A 19,993-nucleotide genomic window follows, 5' to 3' on the forward strand; every position below is an offset into this window, starting at 1 on the left:
AGCACCCGAGGCCCTTCGTCTGGACGAAGACCGCCGACGAGATTCTCGACAAAGTCGCCGCATACTGCCGACGAATCTCTGACTCAGATCACTAGGAGGTGTCTTGTCGATCAGGCCGGATCAGCGAGTGGGGTCCCCCGACGCCCGCAGGGCGTAGGGGGAGGGTCTGGTGCCGTGCATCGCAAGGCGGCGGAGGGAGGCGACGCGGAGCGTCGGCGACCGACGACAACGCTGGCGGCACCTCCCGTGCCCGAAGGGCTAGGGGGAGAGGCGCGATGCCAGGCGTCGGGAGCCCGGCAAGATCGGCGAGACACCCCCTAGGGGGTGTCCGGTGGATCAGGGTCGGACAGGACGCGGCGTCTGGTGCATGAGGTCTCCCCAGGCCCGCAAGGCCTGGGGAGAAGCATCGCAAGGCGCCGGAGTGCCCTGATAGCGGAGCTGTCCGGGCATTTCGGCAACGCGGCGAGGTGCCGTCGCCTGGGGGTACCCCCAGGCGAAGCCCTGGGGGAGCGTCGTGGCCCCGGCCAAGATCCGCCGGACACCCCCTGGACCGGCCGCTCGGCCCGGGCCCCGCTCTCCGGGGGCCCGGGCCCCGTTCGCCCTCTTCGCCCATTTGTACAAGCAGGACAACCAGTTGCCCCGATCTGGGCTTCCCGCACAACCACAACCACCGGGCCCGGCCCTTAGCGTTCTCACCACCCGAGAGGCGAGAGGGGGCGGACGCGATGCCCGAGAGCGCGGAACACCGGCACTACTTCGTGGTGATCGGCGGCGACATGGCGCGCAGAGTCTGCGGCCTGCTGCGGTCGGCCGGGCACCTCGTGTGTCACCTCGCCCGCCCCACGGACGAGGATCTGCGCGAGGCCCTGCGGCGCGACGTGACGGGTGTGGCCGTCCTGCTCGACGACGACGTCGAGTCCCTGCGCTACGCCCTCGCCGTCGAGCACATCCACCCCCACGTCCACCTGGTCGTGACGGTGTTCGACCGGACGGTCAGCGAGCAACTCCTGCGCGTACTCCCCAACTGTCAGGTCACCTCGCCCGCCGATGTCGCCGCGCCCGTGCTCCTGGCCGCCTGTCTCCAGCCCGATCTGCTGAGCATCACCCAGACACCCGAGGGCCATGTCGCCGCCCGGCGGCAAGGCGACGACGTGCACCTGGAGCCATGGCGGCCGGCGCGCTCGGTCAGATACCGGGCCCGGCTGGGCAGGATCCGTGGACAGCTGCGGCCGCACGACGGCAGCTCGCGGATCATGCTCACGGGTCTGGCCGGGCTGCTCATGGTGCTCCTGGCGGACTGGACGTGGCTGGTCGCCCACCATCGCCCGCCCGTCGAGGCGCTGTTCGAGGCGGCGCGGACGGTGTCCGCGGTCGGCCCCGCGCTCGCGCACGGCTCGGACAGCTATCTCGTGTTCTCCGCCGTCGCGATGCTCGTCACGATCGTTTTCACCGCCGTCTTCACCGCGGGCATGGTCGACCGCCTGCTGGCACCGCGCACCGTCGGCATCGTGGGATCCCGGGCCCTCCCCCGGGCCGGCCATGTGGTCGTCGTCGGACTGGGACAGGTGGGCCTGCGCCTGTGCACACAGTTGCAGGCCCTCGGCATCGGCGTCATCGCGGTCGAACGGAACCCGCAGGCGCCGAACCTGCGCCTGGCCAAGGCACTGCGCGTGCCCGTGGTCATCGCCGACGCGACCGACAGGTTCGTCCTGAGCACGCTCGGCCTGCGCGACGCCCAGGCGCTGGCCGCTGTCGCCTCCGACGACCTCGAGAACATCGCCGTATCGGTGGCGTCGCTGGCCGTCGCTCCGGAGCTGCGGGTGGTCATGCGCGCGGGCGAGCACGAGGCCATTGCGGAGACCCGCTCGCTGTTCCGGATCGGTCACGTGCACGACCTCAACAGCCTGATCGCCGCGTACACGACGGCCAGCCTGAGCGGGCTTCGGCCGCGTGGCATCCTCACCAGCGGCAAGCGGCTGCTGGTGCAGCGCGAGGACGGGGCATTCGTGCCGTGGCCGCTCGCGGACCGCTGCGATCACCCGCACGAAGGGGACACGGGGGACCGTCTTCACGCGGCGGCCGGCACGGTGAACAGGGACGCGTGACCGGCCGCGCAAGCACGTGACGGCCCGCGCCGGACGCTCTTCCGCCCCTGCGGGTCCGCCGGATGCTGGTCCAGGAGAGTGAACAAGGGCCGCCACGCGCGCGTGGCGGCCCTCATGATTGCGTGTCCGCAAGTAAAAACGGTTCTGCTGCGAAGAACCGCGGTGGGGCGGGTGGGACTCGAACCCACGGCCGACGGATTATGAGTCCGCTGCTCTAACCGGCTGAGCTACCGCCCCTAACGGCGCGTCGCGCACATTTGTGCGCGCCGTCTGCCGCAGCATAGCCGGTCATACGATCTCCTGCCTCGCATGGTCGGCCACGCTCGACCATGAGGACTTCGCTGCGTGCCGCCCGGTTCCGCGTGTCGCGCAGAACATACGGAAGAGGCCCCGGAACGCGAAAAAGGACCCGCACCGGGGTCCTCTTCCGTCTCTGCTCCCCCGGCTGGACTCGAACCAGCAACCCTCCGGTTAACAGCCGAATGCTCTGCCAATTGAGCTACAGGGGATCGCGCTCCCCCGACTGGACTCGAACCAGTAACCTGCCGGTTAACAGCCGGCTGCTCTGCCAATTGAGCTACAGGGGATTGCTGCGTGTGCACCGAACGTACCTCCCGGGGTCCTCCTGGGGGGCGTGCGCTCGCTGCGACACATACATTAGCGCAAGCAGGGGGGTGCTCCGCCAATCGGTTCGGTGCCGGGTGAACACGGGCCTGGACGGGGTAGGCGGGCAGCACCGACGCAACGGAAGGTGACACCCATGCGGTACAAGCTCACGTTCGTCGTGGGACTGGCCCTCGGCTATGTGCTCGGCACACGGGCCGGGCGCGAGCGCTACGAGCAGCTCAAGAGGTCCGCGCGACAGTTCTCCCAGAACCCTGCGGTGCGCAACGCGGCGGAGTCGGCCGCCCACAACGGACGGGAGGCGGCGGGCAAGGCGTTCCACGCCGTGAGCGACAAGGTCGGCGACCGGGTGCCCGATTCGGTCGCGGAGCGGGTGCGCGCGCTGCGGGAGCGTGGCTCCGGCACCGAGGACGAGTGGGGAACCAGCAACACCTGACCCCACGCTGCCGCCGGTGGAACCGGCGGCAGCGCCGTGTCCGGCCGCCGAACCGGCGGCGGATGACGAGACCGCTCCCGGCGTACGGCAGAATTCCGGACATGGGGATAGTCGCCGGATTGGACAGCTCGTCTGCGTTCACACGCATCGTCGTCTGCGACGCGGACACGGGCGCCGTGCTGCGCCAGGGTTACGCGCCGCATCCCGTCGAGCCCAAAGCCACCGAGATCGATCCACAGGCGTGGCTGCTCTCGCTCGGCGAGGCGGCCGGAGGCGGTCTGCTGGAGGGCGTGGAGGCCATCGGTGTCTCCGCCCAGCAGCACGGCCTGATCGCTCTCGACGCACAGGGCGGACTGGTGCGGCCCGCGCTGCTCGGCAACGACAAGCGGGCGCAGGTCGCAGCGGCCGACCTGATCGACGCGCTCGGCGGGCGGCAGGCCTGGGCCGAGGCCGTCGGATCGGTTCCGCAGGCCGCCCAGCCCGTGGCCAAGCTGCGCTGGCTGGCCCGCACGGAGGCGGAGGCCGCCCAGCGGGTGGCCTTCGTGATGCAGCCGCACGACTGGCTGGTGTGGCAGCTGCTCGGGCGCCCGGCCCGCCGGACCACCGACCGCGGCGGCGCCTCCGGCACCGGATACTGGTCGGCAGGCACCGGCTCGTACCGCCCGGACCTCGTCGAGCTCGCGCTCGGTCACCCGTGCGCGCTGCCCGAGGTGCTGGGTCCCGCCGACGCCGCCGGGACCACGCCGGAGGGGCTGCTGATCTCGGCGGGCACCGGCGAGACCATGGCGGCCGCCTTCGGGCTCGGGGTCGGCACCGGCGACGCGGTGGTGTCGCTGGGGGCCTCCGGTTCCGTGATGGCCGTGCACCACGAGGCGCTGGCCGACCCGACCGGAATAATCACCTCGTTCGCCGACGCGACGGGGATGCACCTTCCGGTCGTGCACACCCTCAATGCCGTACGGGCGCTGCGCGGCACCGCCGAGCTGCTGGGCACGGCCGACCTGGCCGAGCTGTCGGCGCTCGCCATGAAGTCGACGCCCGGCTCGTGCGGCCTGGTGCTGCTGCCGTACCTGGAGGGCGAACGTACGCCCCAACTGCCGCACACCGCGGGCACCTTGAGCGGGCTGCGGCGCGAGTCGATGAAGCCCGAGCACCTGGCGCGGGCGTCGTTCGAGGGCATGCTCTGCTCGCTGGCCGACGCGCTGGACGTGCTGCGCGGACGCGGGGTCGACGTGCGGCGGGTGTTCCTCCTCGGGGCGGCCGCCGAGCTGCCGGCCGTCCAGGCCATCGCCCCCTCCGTCTTCGGGACCCAGGTCGTGGTGCCGCAGCCGGCGGACTACGCGGCTCTGGGCGCGGCCCGGCAGGCGGCGTGGGCGCTGGGCGCGGCGCGCGGGACGCTGTCCCCGCAGACGCCGCCGGCCTGGCAGGGCGCCGCCGCTGGCGTCGCCCCCGGCTTGCCCAAGGGGACCTTCGAGCCGGGCGACGAGGCCGCGGTGGGCAAGGCGGTGCGCCAGCAGTACGGGGCGACGCGGGACCAGATCCACCCGGGGGCATTCGGGCCTGCGGTATGACGATCTGCTTTTGACTCGCGCTTGGGGAAAACCCTTGGGGTTTCGGCGACCGGGTGCCGGAAGATGAGGTGACCTCCGATCTTGCCGAGCCCGAGAGACCGCGCGTGCTGATAAGACTGCTGCGGACCTATCTGAGTCCGTACAAGAAACCGATCGCCCTGCTGGTGCTGCTGCAACTGCTGCAGACCAGCGCCACCCTCTATCTGCCGACGCTCAACGCCGACGTCATCGACAACGGTGTCGTCAAGGGCGACACCGGTCGCATCCTGACCGTCGGCGCGCTGATGATCGGTATCAGCGTGGTCCAGGTGCTCTGCAACATCGGGGCCGTCTTCTACGGCGCGCGGACCGCCGCCGCGCTCGGACGGGACGTGCGGGCCGACGTGTTCGGGCGGGTGCAGAGCTTCTCGGCGCGCGAGGTCGGCCACTTCGGTGCGCCGTCATTGATCACACGGACGACGAACGACGTGCAGCAGGTCCAGATGCTGGTCCTCATGGCGTTCACGCTGATGGTGTCGGCGCCGATCATGTGCGTCGGTGGCATCGTGATGGCGCTCGGCCAGGACGTGCCGCTGTCGGCCGTGCTGCTGGCGGTCGTGCCGGTGCTCGGCATCGCCGTCTCGCTGATCGTCAAGAAGATGCGGCCCCTGTTCCGCACCATGCAGGAGCGGCTCGACACGGTGAACCGGGTTCTGCGCGAGCAGATCACGGGCAACCGCGTGATTCGCGCCTTCGTCCGGGACGAATACGAGAAGGGGCGCTTCCGCGGGGCGAACGACGAGTTGACGGACGTGTCGATGTCCACCGGCCGGCTCATGGCGCTGATGTTCCCCACCGTCATGACCGTGGTGAACGTGTCGTCCATCGCCGTCGTCTGGTTCGGCGCCCACCGCATCGACAGCGGTGCCCTCCAGATCGGCGCGCTGACCGCCTTCCTCGCCTATCTCATGCAGATCGTGATGGCCGTGATGATGGCCACCTTCATGTTCATGATGGTGCCGCGGGCCGAGGTGTGCGCCGAGCGGATCCAGGACGTGCTGGACACCGACTCCAGCGTCGTGCCGCCGAGCGCGCCCGTGCGGGAGCTGCGCGCCCGCGGGCATCTGGAGGTGCGCGGCGCGGACTTCTGCTACCCGGGCGCCGAGGAGCCGGTGCTGCGCGGCATCGATCTGGTGGCGCGGCCGGGCGAGACCACCGCGATCATCGGGTCGACCGGAAGTGGCAAGTCGACCCTGCTGGGGCTGGTGCCGCGGCTGTTCGACGCGACCGGCGGCGCGGTGCTCGTCGACGGCGTGGACGTGCGGGAGCTGGACCAGGAGCTGATGGCGCGCACGGTCGGGCTCGTGCCGCAGAAGCCGTACCTGTTCTCCGGCACCGTGGCGACCAACCTGCGCTACGGCAAGCCGGACGCGAGCGACGAGGAGCTGTGGCAGGCGCTGGAGGTGGCGCAGGCGGCCGACTTCGTCCGCGGGCTCGACGGCGGTCTGGACGCGCCCGTCGCCCAGGGCGGGACGAACGTCTCCGGAGGCCAGCGCCAGCGGCTCGCGATCGCGCGGACTCTGGTGCAGCGCCCGGAGATCTACCTCTTCGACGACTCCTTCTCCGCGCTGGACTACGCCACGGACGCGGCGCTGCGTGCCGCGCTGGCGCGCGAGACCGCCGACGCGACCGTGGTGATCGTCGCCCAGCGGGTGTCGACCATCCGCGACGCGGACCGGATCGTGGTGCTGGACGAGGGGCGGGTCGTGGGGGCGGGCAGCCACCACGAGTTGATGCAGGGCAATGAGACGTACCGGGAGATCGTGCTCTCGCAGCTGACGGAGGCGGAGGCCGCATGAGCGGGGGACCTGCTGCACGGATGATGGCGGGGCAGACGCCCGGCGAGCGGTCGATGGACTTCAAGGGCTCGGGCAGGCGGCTGCTGCGGCAGCTGGCGCCCGAGCGGGCCGCGCTGTGGTGGATGCTGGCGGCCGGTGTGCTGAGCGTCGCGCTGAACGTGGTCGGGCCCAAGATCCTCGGCATCGCGACGGACCTGGTCTTCGCCGGCGTCGTCGGCCGTGAGTTGCCCGACGGCACGACCAAGGAGCAGGCGGTCGAGGGCCTGCGGGCCGAGGGCGACGACGGGCTCGCCGACATGCTCTCCGGAGTGGGCTTCACCCCGGGTGAGGGCATCGACTTCACCGCCGTGGGCCATGTGCTGCTCGTGGCCCTCGCCGTGTACGTGGCGGCGGGCCTGCTGATGCTGGTGTCGACGCGGCTGTCGATCAAGGTGATCAACCGGACCGTGTACCGGATGCGGGAGGACGTGCAGGCGAAGCTGTCGCGGCTGCCCCTGTCGTACTTCGACAAGGCCCGCCGCGGCGAGGTGCTCAGCCGCGCCACCAACGACATCGACAACATCTCGCAGACCCTCCAGCAGTCGATGGGCCAGCTGATCAACTCGCTGCTCACGATCGTCGGTGTGCTGGCGATGATGTTCTGGATCTCGCCCCTGCTGGCGCTGGTCGCCCTCGTCACCGTGCCGGTGTCGGTGGTCGTGGCGACGCGGGTCGGCAAGCGGTCGCAGCCGCACTTCGTCGCCCAGTGGAAGTCGACGGGCGCGCTCAACGCCCATGTGGAGGAGATGTACACCGGTCACGCGCTGGTGAAGGTCTTCGGCCGCCAGAAGGAGTCGGCGCAGGGCTTCGCCGAGCAGAACGAGGCGCTGTACGAGGCGGGGTTCAGGGCGCAGTTCACCAGCGGGATGATGCAGCCGCTGATGTTCTTCGTCTCCAACCTGAACTATGTGCTGGTCGCCGTCGTCGGCGGTCTGCGGGTCGCGTCCGGCTCGCTGTCGATCGGTGACGTGCAGGCGTTCATCCAGTACTCGCGCCAGTTCTCGATGCCGCTGACGCAGGTCGCCTCGATGGCGAACCTGGTGCAGTCGGGTGTCGCGTCCGCCGAGCGGATCTTCGAGCTGCTGGACGCGGAGGAGCAGGAGCCGGATGCGCCGTCCGTCGAGCGGCCGGAGCGGGCCGAGGGACGGGTGTCGCTGGAGAAGGTGGCGTTCCGCTACGAGCCGGAGAAGCCGCTGATCGAGGGCCTGTCGCTCTCCGTCGAGCCCGGACAGACGGTCGCGATCGTCGGCCCGACGGGCGCGGGCAAGACGACGCTGGTCAATCTGCTGATGCGGTTCTACGAGGTGACCGGCGGGCGGATCTCGCTCGACGGGGTCGACATCGCCAAGATGTCCCGGGAGGACCTGCGGGCGGGCATCGGGATGGTGCTCCAGGACACGTGGCTGTTCGGCGGCACCATCGCGGAGAACATCGCCTACGGGGCTGCGCGCGAGGTGTCCCGGGAGGAGTTGGAAGAGGCCGCGCGCGCCGCGCATGCGGACCGGTTCATCCGCACACTGCCCGACGGCTACGACACGGTGATCGACGACGAGGGCTCGGGTGTGAGCGCCGGCGAGAAGCAGCTGATCACCATCGCCCGGGCGTTCCTGTCCGACCCGGTGATCCTGGTGCTGGACGAGGCGACGAGCTCGGTCGACACGCGTACGGAGGTGCTGATCCAGAAGGCGATGGCCCGGCTGGCCCACGGCCGCACCAGCTTCGTGATCGCCCACCGCCTCTCCACCATCCGGGACGCGGACGTGATCCTGGTGATGGAGGACGGCTCGATCGTGGAGCAGGGGACGCACGAGGAGCTGCTCGCGTCCGAGGGGGCGTACGCGCGGCTGTACGCGGCGCAGTTCGCGCAGGCCGTGGTGGAGGTGGAGTAGCCCCGGCGGGGCGGGGGCGGCGCCCGCGGCGCGGGGCGTCCCCGTCAGTCGAGGTAGCCGCGGAGCTGGTCGGCGAACGCGTGGTCGCGGAGTTTGTTCAGGGTCTTGGACTCGATCTGGCGGATCCGTTCGCGCGTCACACCGAAGAGGCGGCCGATCTCCTCCAGCGTGCGGGGGCGGCCGTCGTCCAGGCCGTAGCGCAGCTGCACCACCTTGCGTTCCCGCTCGCCGAGCGTGGACAGCACCGCCTCCAGGTGCTCGCGCAGGAGCAGGAAGGCCGCCGATTCGACGGGGGACGCGGCGTCGCCGTCCTCGATGAGGTCGCCGAGGGCGACGTCGTCCTCCTCCCCCACCGGCGCGTGCAGCGACACCGGTTCCTGCGCGAGGCGCAGCACCTCGCCGACCCGCTCGGGCGGCAGGTCGAGCTGGGCGGCGACCTCTTCGGGCGTGGGCTCGTAGCCGCGCTCCTGGAGCATCCGGCGCTGGACGCGGACCACGCGGTTGATCAGCTCCACGACATGGACGGGCACCCGGATGGTGCGGGCCTGGTCGGCGAGCGCGCGGGACATGGCCTGGCGGATCCACCACGTCGCGTACGTCGAGAACTTGTAGCCGCGCGCGTAGTCGAACTTCTCGACCGCGCGGATCAGGCCCAGGTTCCCCTCCTGGACGAGGTCCAGCATGGTGAGCCCGCGGCCCACATAGCGCTTGGCGACCGAGACGACGAGGCGGAGGTTGGCCTCGATCAGACGGCGTTTGGCGACGCGGCCCATGACCACCAGCCTGTCGAGGTCGACAGCGAGCCGGGAGTCCGGGTCGGGGGTGTTCGCCAGCTTCTCCTCGGCGAAGAGGCCCGCCTCGACGCGCCGCGCGAGCTCGACCTCCTCGGCCGCTGTGAGCAGCGGGATGCGGCCGATCTCGCGCAGATACTGGCGGAACAGGTCGGAGGACGGCCCCGACGCGTCGGCGGAGCGGGCCGCGGGCCGGGGCAGCTCGGGCAGGTCGAGTGCGCCGTCGGTGTCCTCGGCCGCCGTGTCGGCCACGGACTCGGGGGCGGGGTCCGGGACATGGTCCTGGACGGGGTCCGGCACCGCCTCCGGGTGCCGTGCGGGCCGGCCCTGCACGGGCACCTGCTCGACGGCGGCCGTGGCGACGGCCACGACGGCGTCGGTCTCGGTCAGGGTCTGGGTCTGCACGGGGGCGACCTCCAGGGTGATCGCTGCCGTTCGGGGGCGTGCGGCAGCTCCGAGGGCTCAGGCACCGCCCCCCAGTGTGGGGTACGACACATCCCTGCCACGAGGGGCGTGCGGTGACTTTTTGCGACCCGTGCGTGACCGGTCGGTTACTCGGATGCCCGGCGTACGGGTGTCTGGGAGTATCTGCCGGTGCACAAGAGCTGTGAGTACGAGACCCATGTGACCGTGCGCTGCGCGGGCGGCGGGGAGGACAGGCTGGACGCCTGGGCACGCGAGGCCGGGCTGAAGGTCACTCATATCGAGCTGGCCCGGGGCCGGATGGTCTCCCAGCCGATGCTGACGCTCCAGAGCCGGGACGGTTTCGCGGCCCAACGGGCCGCATCCGAGCGGCTGGTGGAACGGCTGCGGGCGTCCGGGTTCGACCCGGTGCGCGTGAAGATCGAGACCACGCCGTGGTCCCCGGAGGTCGCCGGGGCCGCGGACGGGTACTTCGAGCACCATGTGAAGCTCATGCTCGACGAGGACTTCGACCGGGAGGCGCTCGCGGCGCTGGCCGTGCGGCACGGGGGGCACCTGTCGTGGAACGCGCGGAGGGTGTCCGGTGGCGGACGGCACGAGCGTTTCGTGACGCAGCGCTGCCACGGCGGGTCCGCGGCGGATGCGGGCAGGGCGTGCGACGCGCTGGTCGCGGAGTTGCGGGCGGCGGGGCACGAAATCATCGCGGAGGAGCGGGAGTTCGTGCTGTACGACAGTGACCTGTCGGTGGACGACGGGTGGATCGAGGAGGGGACGGCACAGTGACGGAGACAGGCAGGCGGCCGATTCCGGGTGGGCCGGAGGATCTGGCCGAGCCCGTGGCGGACATTCGGCGGCGCACCACGGAACTGCCGCGCACGCTGCACGTGGGCATGGATCCCCAGGGGGCGCAGCGCCAGGTCTTCGACCCTGCGCTCAAGCACTTCACCCGGGCGTTCAGGCCGTTGGACGCCGTCGCGCCCGATGCCACGGCCTGGCAGTCGGCCCGCCGCGAGGCGCTCGACACGGTCCTCACCGCCGTCTCGCGATCGGGATGGGCCGATTCGCTGGTGCTGCGCGGCAGCATGCTGATGGCGGCCTGGTTCGGGCGGGAGGCACGTGAGCCGAAGGATCTCGACTTCGTGGTCGTGCCTGCCGACTGGAACATCGAGGAGGAGCGCGCCGGCACGATGCTGACCGAGGTCGCGTCGGCCGCGCAGCGCGTGGCCGACGAGCGGGGCGGGCCGCTGACGATCGACGCGAGCGGCGCCGAGTCGGAGTACATCTGGACGTACGACCGGGTGCCGGGGCGGCGGATGGTGCTGCCGTGGCGGGTGACCGGACAGCCCGGCGGCCAGGTCCAGCTCGACTTCGTCTTCAACGAGCGGCTGCCGCAGGAGCCGGTGCCCACCACGGTCGCGGGCACCGAGCTGCGGGCGGCGAGCCCGGAGCTGTCCCTGGCGTGGAAGGTCCAGTGGCTGCTCACCGACTGCTACGCGCAGGGCAAGGACCTCTACGACGCCGCCCTGCTCGCGGAGCGCCACCCGCTGCGGTACGAGCTGCTCCACGAGGTGTTCCGGCTGTCCGGCGAGTGGCCGTATCCGCAGCGGGAGGAGGTCGGTTTCGCGGACCTCGAGGAGGCCGTCGGGTCCGTGGAGTGGAACCACTTCGCCGCGGACTACCCGCAGTTCGCGGACGCCGAGCGTGAGTACGCGGAACGTCTGCTGACGGCGCTCGCCCCGACCTTCGCGGACGAACGGTAGTTCCTGGGGGCGCGGCCCGGCGCAGCCGCTACAGCGCCGCCGCGCCCTGGTTGCGCAGGGACTGACCGTACTGCTGGAGCACCCACAGCTCGTTGGCCACCGCCGCGTACCGCTCCGGGTCCGCGTTGCTCCCCAGTCGGGCCATGGTGCCCTGGACGTCGCGGATGCGGCGGTCCACAGCGCGCAGCCGGACCTGGACGAGCTGCTCGCCCGCGTATGCCTCGTCGACGATCCTGCCGTGGACCGCCTCCACCGCCAGCTCGGTGACCAGGGCGCGGACCGTGTCGTTCGGCGCGGCGTCGCGGACGCGGGCCAGGTAGCCGGAGGTGTCCCCGGCGCCCTGCTCGGCGCCGCCCGCGTCCTCGATGGTCTGGCGGACGGCCGCGTACGGCGGCGCGGTGAACTCGTCGACGCCGTACGCGTCGAAGGCGGGCGAGACCAGGGCCGGGTACTGGAGGGCGAGCTTGAGCAGTTCGCGCTCGGTGCGGTGGGCGGGGCTGCGCAGATTGAGCGCGGGCCCGGCCGCGTGCTGCGGCGGTGCCTGGACCTGCTGCTGCGGCCGCGGGGATCCGGGCCTCTCCGGGCCGCGTCCGCCGCGCTCGCGGGCCCAACGGGCCAGCTGCGCCACCCTCTTGACGACGAACTGGGTGTCGAGGATCCCGAGGATGCCGGCGAGCTGGACGGCCGACTCGTGCTGGATCGCGACGTTCTTGATGGCGGCGACGACGGGGGCGGCCTCGTCGAGGGCGGCGGCGCGGCCGGCGGGGGTCTCCAGATTGTGCCGGGCGACCATCTGCCGGATCGCGAACTCGAAGAGCGGGGTGCGGGTTTCGACCAGCTTCTGCACCGACGCGTCGCCCTCGGCGAGCCGCAGCTCGCAGGGGTCCATACCGCCGGGGGTGATCGCGATGGACGTCTCGGCGGCGAACTTCTGGTCGTCCTCGAAGGCACGCAGCGCGGCCTTCTGCCCGGCCGCGTCGCCGTCGAAGGTGAAGATCACCTCGGCCGTTGCGTTGTCCATCAGCAGCCGGCGAAGGATCTTGATGTGGTCGCCGCCGAACGCGGTGCCGCACGTCGCGATCGCGGTGGTGACGCCCGCGAGGTGGCAGGCCATCACGTCCGTGTAGCCCTCGACGACGACGGCCCGGCTGGTGCGGGCGATCTCCTTCTTGGCCAGGTCGATGCCGTAGAGGACGTGCGACTTCTTGTAGATCGCGGTCTCGGGGGTGTTCAGGTACTTGGGGCCGTTGTCGTCGTCGCGCAGCTTGCGGGCGCCGAAGCCGACGACCTCGCCGGTGATGTCGCGGATGGGCCACATCAGCCGGCCGCGGAACCGGTCGATGGGGCCGCGGCGGCCCTCCTGGGAGAGGCCGGAGAGGACGAGCTCCTTGTCGCTGAAGCCCTTGCCGCGCAGGTAGCGGGTGAGGTGGTCCCAGCCGGCCGGGCTGTAGCCGACGCCGAAGTGCTGGGCGGCCGCCTGGTCGAAACCGCGCTCGGCGAGGAACTTCCGGCCGATCTCGGCCTCGGGGCCGTCGAGCTGCTCCACGTAGAACTCGGCGGCGATCTTGTGCGCCTCGACGAGGCGGATCCGCTCGCCCCGCTGGTGGGTGGGGTTGTACCCGCCCTCCTCGTAGCGCAGGGTGATGCCCGCCTGGGCGGCGAGACGCTCGACCGTCTCCGAGAAGGAGAGGTGGTCGATCTTCATCACGAAGGCGATCGTGTCGCCGCCTTCCTGGCAGCCGAAGCAGTGGAACAGGCCCTTGCTCGGGCTGACCTGGAAGGAGGGTGACTTCTCGTCGTGGAAAGGGCACAGTCCCTTGAGGTTTCCGCCGCCCGCGTTGCGCAGCTGGAGGTACTCGGACACGACGGCGTCGATCGGGACCGCGTCCCGTACCGCCTTCACGTCGTCATCGTTGATCCTGCCGGCCACGCGTGAATTCTACGGTGGCGCGCGGACACCGCTCTCAGCCGTTCAGCTCCGCGAGCGGGACGCTCGGGTCGCCCAGCGCCTGGGCGTCCACCCGCGCCTTGGAGCGGATGAGCTGCTGGAGGCTCTCGGTGACGTCCCACACATTGACGTTCATCCCCGCGAGCACCCGGCCGCCGCTCAGCCAGAACGCGATGAATTCGCGCTTGCCCACGTCGCCGCGCAGCACGACCTGGTCGTACGACCCCGGCGGTGCCCAGCCGCTGTACTCCATGCCCAGGTCGTACTGGTCGGAGAAGAAGTACGGGACGCGGTCGTAGGTAACGGCCTGGCCGAGCATGGCACGGGCGGCGGCCGGACCGCCGTTCAGCGCGTTCGCCCAGTGCTCGACGCGCAGCCGGGCGCCGATCAGCGGGTGCTGGGCGGCGGCGACGTCGCCCGCCGCGTAGATGTCGGGGTCCGAGGTGCGCAGGCTCGCGTCGACGGCGACGCCGCCGCCGTGCGCCCGGTCGGCGAGCGCGAGGCCCGCGCCCTCGGCCAGCGCGGTGCGCGGCGCGGCGCCGATCGCGGCGAGGACCTCGTGGGCGGGGTGCTCCTCGCCGTCGTCCGTACGGGCCGCGAGCACCATTCCGTCCTGGCCGATGATCTCGGTGAGCCGGGCGCCGAAGTGGAAGCGGACGCCCCGCTCGCGGTGCAGCTCGCTGAAGACCTGGCCGAGCTCGGGCCCGATGACCTGGTGCAGGGGTGTGGCCTCCGGTTCGACGACCGTGACCTCGGCGCCGTATCCCCGGGCAGCGGCGGCGACCTCCAGGCCGATCCAGCCGGCGCCCGCGATGACGAGATGGCCGTTGTCCCGGCCGAGCGCGGCGAGGACGCCGCGCAGCCGGTCGGAGTGGGCGAGGCGGCGCAGGTGGTGGACTCCGGCGAGGCCGGTGCCGGGGATGTCGAGTCGGCGCGGCTCGGCTCCGGTGGCGAGCAGCAGCTTGTCGTAGTGGATGACGGCCCCGTCGCCGAGGCGGACGGACTTGGCCGCGCGGTCGATGGCCACGACCGGCTGGCCGAGGTGCAGCTCGACATCCGCCTGCGCGTACCAGCCCGGCTCGTGCACGAAGACGCTGTCGCGCTCCTCCTTGCCCGTGAGGAAGCCCTTGGACAGCGGTGGACGTTCGTAGGGGTGGTCGCGTTCGTCGCCGATGAGGATCACTCGCCCGGTGAATCCTTCGGCGCGGAGGGTCTCTGCGGCCTTGGCTCCGGCCAGTCCACCGCCGACGATGACGAATGTCCGATGTGCGTCGACCACGTGATGCCTCCTTGAGTCCCACTGTTCGTCTCTGCGCCGCTCGGCCTTCAGCGAGCGTCCCGCACGGAACGTGGCGGCGGAAGAGGGAGTGCCCCTCGGGCGTGTCAAACCGGACGAAACGACAAACGATCACCGTACCTCGTGCAGCGGGTGCGGGGCGGTCAGCGGCGCAGGGACAGCCGGGCGTGCAGGGTGCGGGCGGAGGCGTCGGTGAGCGAGGCGATCTGGTCGACGATCACGCGCTTGCGGGCCCGGTCGTCGGGCGCGGCCTCGAACAGCGCCCGGAACTGCGGCTCCAGCCCTTCCGGCGCGCGGGCGGTGAGCGCCTCCGCCAGCTCGGCCAGCACGATGCGCTGGTCGGCGCGGAGCGCCTCCTGCTCGGCGCGCTGCATCACATAGCGGTCGGCGACGGCCTTGAGGACGGCGCACTCGTTGCGCGTGGGTCGCGGGACGACCAGCTCGGCCTCGTACCGGGTGAGCCCGCCGCTGCCGAACGCATGGCGCGTGGCGCCCTCGGCGGCGAGCGCGAACCGGCCGATGAGCTGGCTGGTCGCGTCCTTGAGCCGGGCCTGGGCGACGGCCGAGCCGTCGTAGTGGTGCGGCCACCACGGCTCGTCGATCAGCCGGTCGAGCGCCTCGGACAGCTCCTCGGGGTCGGTGTCCTTGGGCACGTAACGGCCCACGGCGACGGCCCAGATGCCCTCGCGCTCGGCCGGGGACAACAGGCAGTTGGGGTCGATGTGCCCGGCGTGCAGCCCGTCCTCGAAGTCGTGCACCGAGTACGCCACGTCGTCGGACCAGTCCATGACCTGCGCCTCGAAGCACTTGCGGTGCGCGGGTGCGCCGCTGCGCACCCAGGCGAAGACCGGCAGGTCGTCCTCGTACACCCCGAACTTCCCCGAGGCCGGGTCGGTGGGATGGCCGCCGCGCGGCCAGGGGTACTTGGTGGCGGCGTCCAGCGCGGCCCGGGTGAGGTTGAGACCCACGCTGACCGGCTCGTCGTGGCCGGCAAGCGGGACGAACCGCTTGGGCTCGATACGGGTGAGCAGCCGCAGCGACTGGGCGTTGCCCTCGAAGCCGCCGCAGTCCTCGGCGAACTCGTTGAGCGCCTGCTCGCCGTTGTGGCCGAACGGAGGGTGACCCAGGTCGTGGGCGAGGCAGGCCGCCTCGACGAGGTCCGGGTCGCAGCCGAGCGCGGCGCCGAGCTCGCGCCCGATCTGGGCGCACTCCAGCGAGTGCGTCAGCCGGGTGCGGGGGCTGGCGTCCCAGGCGTGGCTGCGGGTGCCAGGAGTGACGACCTGGGTCTTGCCCGCCAGGCGGCGCAGCGCGGACGAGTGCAGGACGCGGGCCCGGTCGCGCTGGAAGGCCGTACGGCCGGGCCGCTTGTCGGGCTCGGGCGCGAAGCGTTCGGCGTCCGCGGTGCCGTAGCCGTCGGGCGCCGAGGAATCGGAGGCGTACGCCTCCGGGGTCCGGGCCCCGGCGGCCTGCCGGTTGCGGGCGGGGTCGTGCGGTGCGGGTGCCTGGGGGTCGGGCGGCCAGGTGATGCCGTCGGTGCCGGTGGTGCCAGTGCCATCCATGCACCGAAGGTAACCGCCGGGGCCGACGGTGGGGACCAGGAAGGGCCGAGGGCGCCCGGGAGGGTGGTCGGCGGGGCGCCCGGGAGCGTGGTCGGCGGGGGCGTGCGGGTGGGTGGCGCGGGGGTGGCCGCGCGGGTCGGTTGGCGCGGGGGTGGTCGCGCGGGTCGGTTGGCGCGGGGGCGGCCGCGTGGGGTGGCCGCGCGGGTCGGTTGGCGCGGGGGTGGTCGCGCGGGTGATCGGCGCCGGGGCGGTCGGGCCGGGGGCGGCCCGGTTGTCAGGCCGCGGACAGCTCGTGGTGGCGCAGGGCGTACGGGCGCGTGCGTGCCTCGTCGTAGCGGTGGAGCAGCAGGCGGGCAAGCGCCGGGTGCGTGCCGAGCGGTTCGGCGGCGATCCAGGGTGCGGCAGCGGCGCTGCGGGTCGCGAAGAGGCCGGGAGCGGCGAAGTAGGACGCGACGGCGATCCGGTGCCGGCCGCGGGCGGTGAGCGCCCGGACGGCGGCGGGCACGGTCGGCGCGAGCGCGGAGGCGTACGCGGCGACGACGGGTACGCCTCCGAGACGTTCGCCGAGCATCTCCGCCATGCGGCGGGTGTCCTCGGCGGACTCGGGGTCGCGCGACCCCGCGGAGGCGAGCACGACGCCGGCGCTGCGGCTGCCGCCGTCCGCGTCCTGCCAGCCGGCCTCGGCCAGCCGGGAGCACAGGGCCTCGACCAGCAGGGGGTGCGGGCCGAGGGGCCGGGCGACGCGGATGTCCGCGCCTCCGCCCGGCGCGGCCGCGGCGGCCTGCGGCAGGTCGTGCTTGACGTGGTAGCCGCGGCTGAGCAGCAGCGGCACGAGCACGGCGGGCGCGCCGCGGAGCCCGGCGAGGGTGTCGGTGAGCAGCGGCTCGTTCAGCTCGATGTGCCCGAGCCGGACGTCCAGACCCGGCCGGAGCTCACGGACCCGCTCCAGGAGAGCGGAGACGGTGCGCAGGGCGCGCGGGTCGCGGCTGCCGTGGGCTACGGCGACGAGGGCCGGCTGGGGGTGGGACGGGTGGGAGCGGGGCGGGCGTTGGTGGGTCTGGGGCATGCGCTGCGGGTTCCGTTCAGTCGGACGTGACTCAGCTGGGTGCCGAGCTGAGCGGTGATGCGCGTCAGCAGCTGAGCGGTGGTGTCGAACTGCGCGGCGCTGTCGTGGGGCATCGCGGGCTGGAGGTGCGGGGACTCACGAAGGTGTTCCGGCTCCGTCATGGACCGATCGTGGCGGGCGGAGGTTGCCGGGGTGTTGCGTGGGGGTGACAGGTGTTTGCGCCGGGCTCACGGTGAGGGGGCGGGGGGTGGGCGGGGCTGGTGCGGCCGAGCGCGGGGGCGGGTGGCCGGATACGGGTGGTGTGCGGGGGGGGGTGGGCCGCTGCGCGGGGCCGTTCCCCTACCCGCCCCTTCCCGTAACCGGGGCTCCGCCCCGGACCCCGCGCCTCAATCGCCGGCGGGGCTGTCATGTGGCGACGCGCCCCGGGACGTAGACCGCGCCCCAGCCCCAGCCGTACCCGAAGCGTCAGGCCGTGAGCCAGACCCGCAGGGGGCCCGCCACGGCGCAGCCCGCTCGCAGGGCCGGTGGCAGGTCGTCGCCGTGCTCGTAGCCGACCACGGGGACGTCCGGGCAGCGCGCGGTCACCGCCGACAGGCAGCCCGCCCAGGCCGCGTCCAGGTCGCCGTCCCGGGTGAAGAGGTTGGAGATGCCCGCCGCCCCCGGTGTCGTGGTCAGCACCGCTCCCGCCGTCACCCGGCCGACCGGGTCGTGTGCCGCGAGGACCGTCGTCGTCGGGTCGGACAGCAGCTCCGCGCGGAACAGGGCGTCGAGGCCCTGGCCGTCGTCCCACGCCGTCGCCCACTCGGCCAGTTCCCCGGGCGTCGTCACCGGGGACCACCGTGCGCCGCGCGGTGCCACGGGCGCGGGCAGGCCCGCCGGGCGGTACAGCCACTGCGCCTCGAACAGCACCTCGAACCCCGCCGCCGTCAGGTCCAGGCAGGCGAAACTGTCCTTGACCGACGCGCCGGGCCCCGCGGCCGCGGTGTCGATGGCCGCGAGGACATCGGCGGAGGACGCGTCCGGGGTCAGCGTCACCGCGTCCGGATACAGCGGCGGGGTCCGGCGGGAGTTCGTCCAGGCGTGCGGGGCGAACGTGCCCGGCAGACCGTGCGCGCGGCACATGGCCTCGCACCACACCGCGTTGTTGTGGGCCGCTCGCAGCGCCCTCTCGTCCGTCACGGAAGTGATCATGCCAACACAGGGGCCACCGGGACGAACCGTTTTCTCATGGACCGCGTCTGACGTCCCGTGAGGGGTTTGAGGAAGATCTCGCGCCGCGGGCAGCGGCGAACCGTCCAGGCCGTCATGCTCGGCTGCGTACTCGCGCTCGCGCCCGCCACCTGGATGCACGCCGTGGCCGACAGCCGCGTGCGCGCCGTCGCCGACGTGCCCGCGCAGGACGTGGCCGTCGTCTTCGGTGCCGGGCTGTGGAACGGCCGGCCCACCCCGTACCTCGCCCACCGCCTGGACGCCGCCGCCGAGCTCTACCGGGCGGGGAAGGTCAAGGTCGTGCTGGTCACCGGCGACAACAGCCGTGTCGAGTACGACGAGCCCGACGCGATGCGCACGTATCTGACGGAGCGCGGTGTCCCGGACGGGCGGATCGTCAGCGACTACGCCGGTTTCGACACCTGGGACTCCTGCGTCCGGGCGAAGGAGATCTTCGGTGTCGAGCGCGCGGTGCTGGTGACGCAGGGCTTCCACATCCGCCGGGCCCTCGCCCTGTGCCGTTCCGCCGGGGTCGAGTCGTACGGCGTCGGTGTCGCCGAGCCGCACGACGTGACCTGGTACTACGGCGGGGTGCGCGAGATGTTCGCGGCGGGCAAGGGGTCGCTGGACGCCCTGCTGCGGCCCGACCCGAGGTTCCTCGGCGCGAAGGAACCGGGCGTGCGGCAGGCCCTGGAGTCGGCCGGCCGCTGACACGCGGCACCGGCACGCTCGCATCCGGGCCCCCGGCGCGCGACAGTGAGCCGCATGACGAACGACGACGCGGCAGAGCTCCTCGCCCGGCACTCCGAAGCACTCGCCCTCTTCACCGACCGGGTGCACGCGGTGCGGGCCGGCCAGTGGGACGATCCGACGCCCTGCACCGAGTGGTCCGTGCGCGATCTGGTCAACCACCTCACGGCCGAGCAGCTGTGGGTGCCGGACCTGGTGACAGACGGGGCGGACATCGAGGACGTGGGCGACGCGTACGACGGCGACGTGCTCGGCGCGCGTCCGGCGGCCGCGTGGGACGCGGCCGCCCGCGCCGCCCACAAGGCGTTCGCCGCGGACGGCGCGCTGGAGCGGACTGTGCGGCTGTCGTACGGCGAGACCCCGGCCGTCGCCTACTGCGCGCAGATGACCACGGACGCGGTGGTGCACGCCTGGGACCTGTCGCGGGCGATCGGCGCCCCGGAGCGGCTGCCCCACGCGCTCGTGGCGTTCGCGCTGGACGAGGTCACCCCGTACGCGGACGAATTGGCCGCCTCGGGTCTCTTCGCGCCGCCGATCGAGCCGCCGCCGGGCGACAGCGCCCAGTCCCGACTGCTGGCCATGCTGGGCCGCCGGGGCTAGGGAGGGTCGTGGCCCCGGCCAAGATCCGCCGGACACCCCCTAGGAGTCAGGGGCGCCGGCCTCACCGGGGCGGGCCGTCCGCGCGGAG

The 19,993-nt window shown here is 72.4% G+C and carries 14 protein-coding genes, 3 tRNA genes and 1 pseudogene; 9 read left to right on the forward strand and 9 right to left on the reverse strand.

What is annotated here, in order from left to right; genetic code table 11:
- The first annotated feature begins 725 nt into the window (after window positions 1–725).
- Window positions 726–2,105, forward strand: coding sequence for an NAD-binding protein (locus ACF08N_RS32400; protein ID WP_392328290.1), 1,380 nt, complete (start codon window positions 726–728; stop codon window positions 2,103–2,105).
- A 163-nt stretch (window positions 2,106–2,268) separates the two neighbouring features.
- On the opposite strand, the gene ACF08N_RS32405 is transcribed toward ACF08N_RS32400, so the two are convergent.
- From ACF08N_RS32405 to ACF08N_RS32415, 3 genes are all read right to left on the reverse strand, one after another.
- Window positions 2,269–2,342 (reverse strand) — tRNA-Ile (locus tag ACF08N_RS32405).
- Window positions 2,343–2,541: 199 nt separating this feature from the next.
- A tRNA-Asn gene (locus tag ACF08N_RS32410) sits at window positions 2,542–2,614 on the reverse strand.
- Between the two features lie 5 nt (window positions 2,615–2,619).
- A tRNA-Asn gene (locus ACF08N_RS32415) sits at window positions 2,620–2,692 on the reverse strand.
- A gap of 173 nt (window positions 2,693–2,865) precedes the next feature.
- Between ACF08N_RS32415 and ACF08N_RS32420 the strand changes: the two genes are divergently transcribed.
- The 4 genes from ACF08N_RS32420 (at window position 2,866) to ACF08N_RS32435 (ending at window position 8,502) form a co-directional block, all read left to right on the forward strand.
- Complete coding sequence (locus tag ACF08N_RS32420) at window positions 2,866–3,165, forward strand: YtxH domain-containing protein (protein WP_392328291.1); 300 nt, start codon at window positions 2,866–2,868, stop codon at window positions 3,163–3,165.
- Between the two features lie 101 nt (window positions 3,166–3,266).
- Window positions 3,267–4,736: an FGGY family carbohydrate kinase gene (locus tag ACF08N_RS32425; protein ID WP_392328292.1), complete on the forward strand. Its 1,470-nt coding sequence runs from the start codon at window positions 3,267–3,269 to the stop codon at window positions 4,734–4,736.
- Window positions 4,737–4,840: 104 nt separating this feature from the next.
- Window positions 4,841–6,574 carry an ABC transporter ATP-binding protein gene (locus ACF08N_RS32430; RefSeq protein ID WP_392328293.1) on the forward strand — a complete coding sequence of 578 codons (1,734 nt, stop codon included), beginning with the start codon at window positions 4,841–4,843 and terminating at the stop codon, window positions 6,572–6,574.
- Window positions 6,571–8,502 (forward strand): ABC transporter ATP-binding protein, encoded by a 1,932-nt coding sequence (locus tag ACF08N_RS32435; protein ID WP_392328294.1) that lies wholly within the window; start codon window positions 6,571–6,573, stop codon window positions 8,500–8,502. The genes ACF08N_RS32430 and ACF08N_RS32435 overlap by 4 nt, the downstream gene beginning before the upstream one ends.
- Before the next feature lie 44 nt (window positions 8,503–8,546).
- Here the strand turns inward: ACF08N_RS32435 and ACF08N_RS32440 are convergent, their stop codons facing one another.
- Window positions 8,547–9,719: an RNA polymerase sigma factor gene (locus tag ACF08N_RS32440; RefSeq protein WP_392328345.1), complete on the reverse strand. Its 1,173-nt coding sequence runs from the start codon at window positions 9,717–9,719 to the stop codon at window positions 8,547–8,549.
- Window positions 9,720–9,887: 168 nt separating this feature from the next.
- Here ACF08N_RS32440 and ACF08N_RS32445 point away from each other — a divergent pair, with 168 nt between their 5' ends.
- Together ACF08N_RS32445 and ACF08N_RS32450 are read left to right on the forward strand one after the other, a co-directional pair.
- Window positions 9,888–10,499 carry a hypothetical protein gene (locus ACF08N_RS32445; protein WP_392328295.1) on the forward strand — a complete coding sequence of 204 codons (612 nt, stop codon included), beginning with the start codon at window positions 9,888–9,890 and terminating at the stop codon, window positions 10,497–10,499.
- Window positions 10,500–10,552: 53 nt separating this feature from the next.
- Window positions 10,553–11,476 (forward strand): nucleotidyl transferase AbiEii/AbiGii toxin family protein, encoded by a 924-nt coding sequence (locus tag ACF08N_RS32450; RefSeq protein WP_392328296.1) that lies wholly within the window; start codon window positions 10,553–10,555, stop codon window positions 11,474–11,476.
- Window positions 11,477–11,504: 28 nt separating this feature from the next.
- Here the strand turns inward: ACF08N_RS32450 and dnaG are convergent, their stop codons facing one another.
- The 5 genes and pseudogenes from dnaG to ACF08N_RS32475 all read right to left on the reverse strand — a co-directional run bounded on the left by dnaG (window position 11,505) and on the right by ACF08N_RS32475 (window position 18,537).
- Window positions 11,505–13,406: a DNA primase gene (dnaG, locus tag ACF08N_RS32455; protein WP_392328297.1), complete on the reverse strand. Its 1,902-nt coding sequence runs from the start codon at window positions 13,404–13,406 to the stop codon at window positions 11,505–11,507.
- Window positions 13,407–13,440: 34 nt separating this feature from the next.
- A complete protein-coding gene (locus ACF08N_RS32460) occupies window positions 13,441–14,703 on the reverse strand; it encodes an NAD(P)/FAD-dependent oxidoreductase (RefSeq protein WP_392328298.1) in 1,263 nt (420 codons plus the stop codon).
- A gap of 161 nt (window positions 14,704–14,864) precedes the next feature.
- The gene (locus ACF08N_RS32465; protein WP_392328299.1) at window positions 14,865–16,280 is read right to left on the reverse strand and encodes a deoxyguanosinetriphosphate triphosphohydrolase; all 1,416 of its coding nucleotides are present in this window, start codon (window positions 16,278–16,280) and stop codon (window positions 14,865–14,867) included.
- 274 nt (window positions 16,281–16,554) lie between these two features.
- A pseudogene (locus ACF08N_RS32470) lies at window positions 16,555–17,507 on the reverse strand (sirohydrochlorin chelatase).
- A gap of 304 nt (window positions 17,508–17,811) precedes the next feature.
- The gene (locus ACF08N_RS32475; RefSeq protein ID WP_392328300.1) at window positions 17,812–18,537 is read right to left on the reverse strand and encodes a hypothetical protein; all 726 of its coding nucleotides are present in this window, start codon (window positions 18,535–18,537) and stop codon (window positions 17,812–17,814) included.
- Window positions 18,538–18,651: 114 nt separating this feature from the next.
- Between ACF08N_RS32475 and ACF08N_RS32480 the strand changes: the two genes are divergently transcribed.
- Complete coding sequence (locus tag ACF08N_RS32480) at window positions 18,652–19,266, forward strand: vancomycin high temperature exclusion protein (protein WP_392328346.1); 615 nt, start codon at window positions 18,652–18,654, stop codon at window positions 19,264–19,266.
- 54 nt (window positions 19,267–19,320) lie between these two features.
- Window positions 19,321–19,905: a TIGR03086 family metal-binding protein gene (locus ACF08N_RS32485; protein WP_392328301.1), complete on the forward strand. Its 585-nt coding sequence runs from the start codon at window positions 19,321–19,323 to the stop codon at window positions 19,903–19,905.
- Window positions 19,906–19,993 lie beyond the last annotated feature (88 nt).

The organism is Streptomyces sp. NPDC015127 (genome assembly GCF_043080095.1).
In the GTDB taxonomy this organism is placed as follows: Bacteria; Actinomycetota; Actinomycetes; order Streptomycetales; family Streptomycetaceae; genus Streptomyces.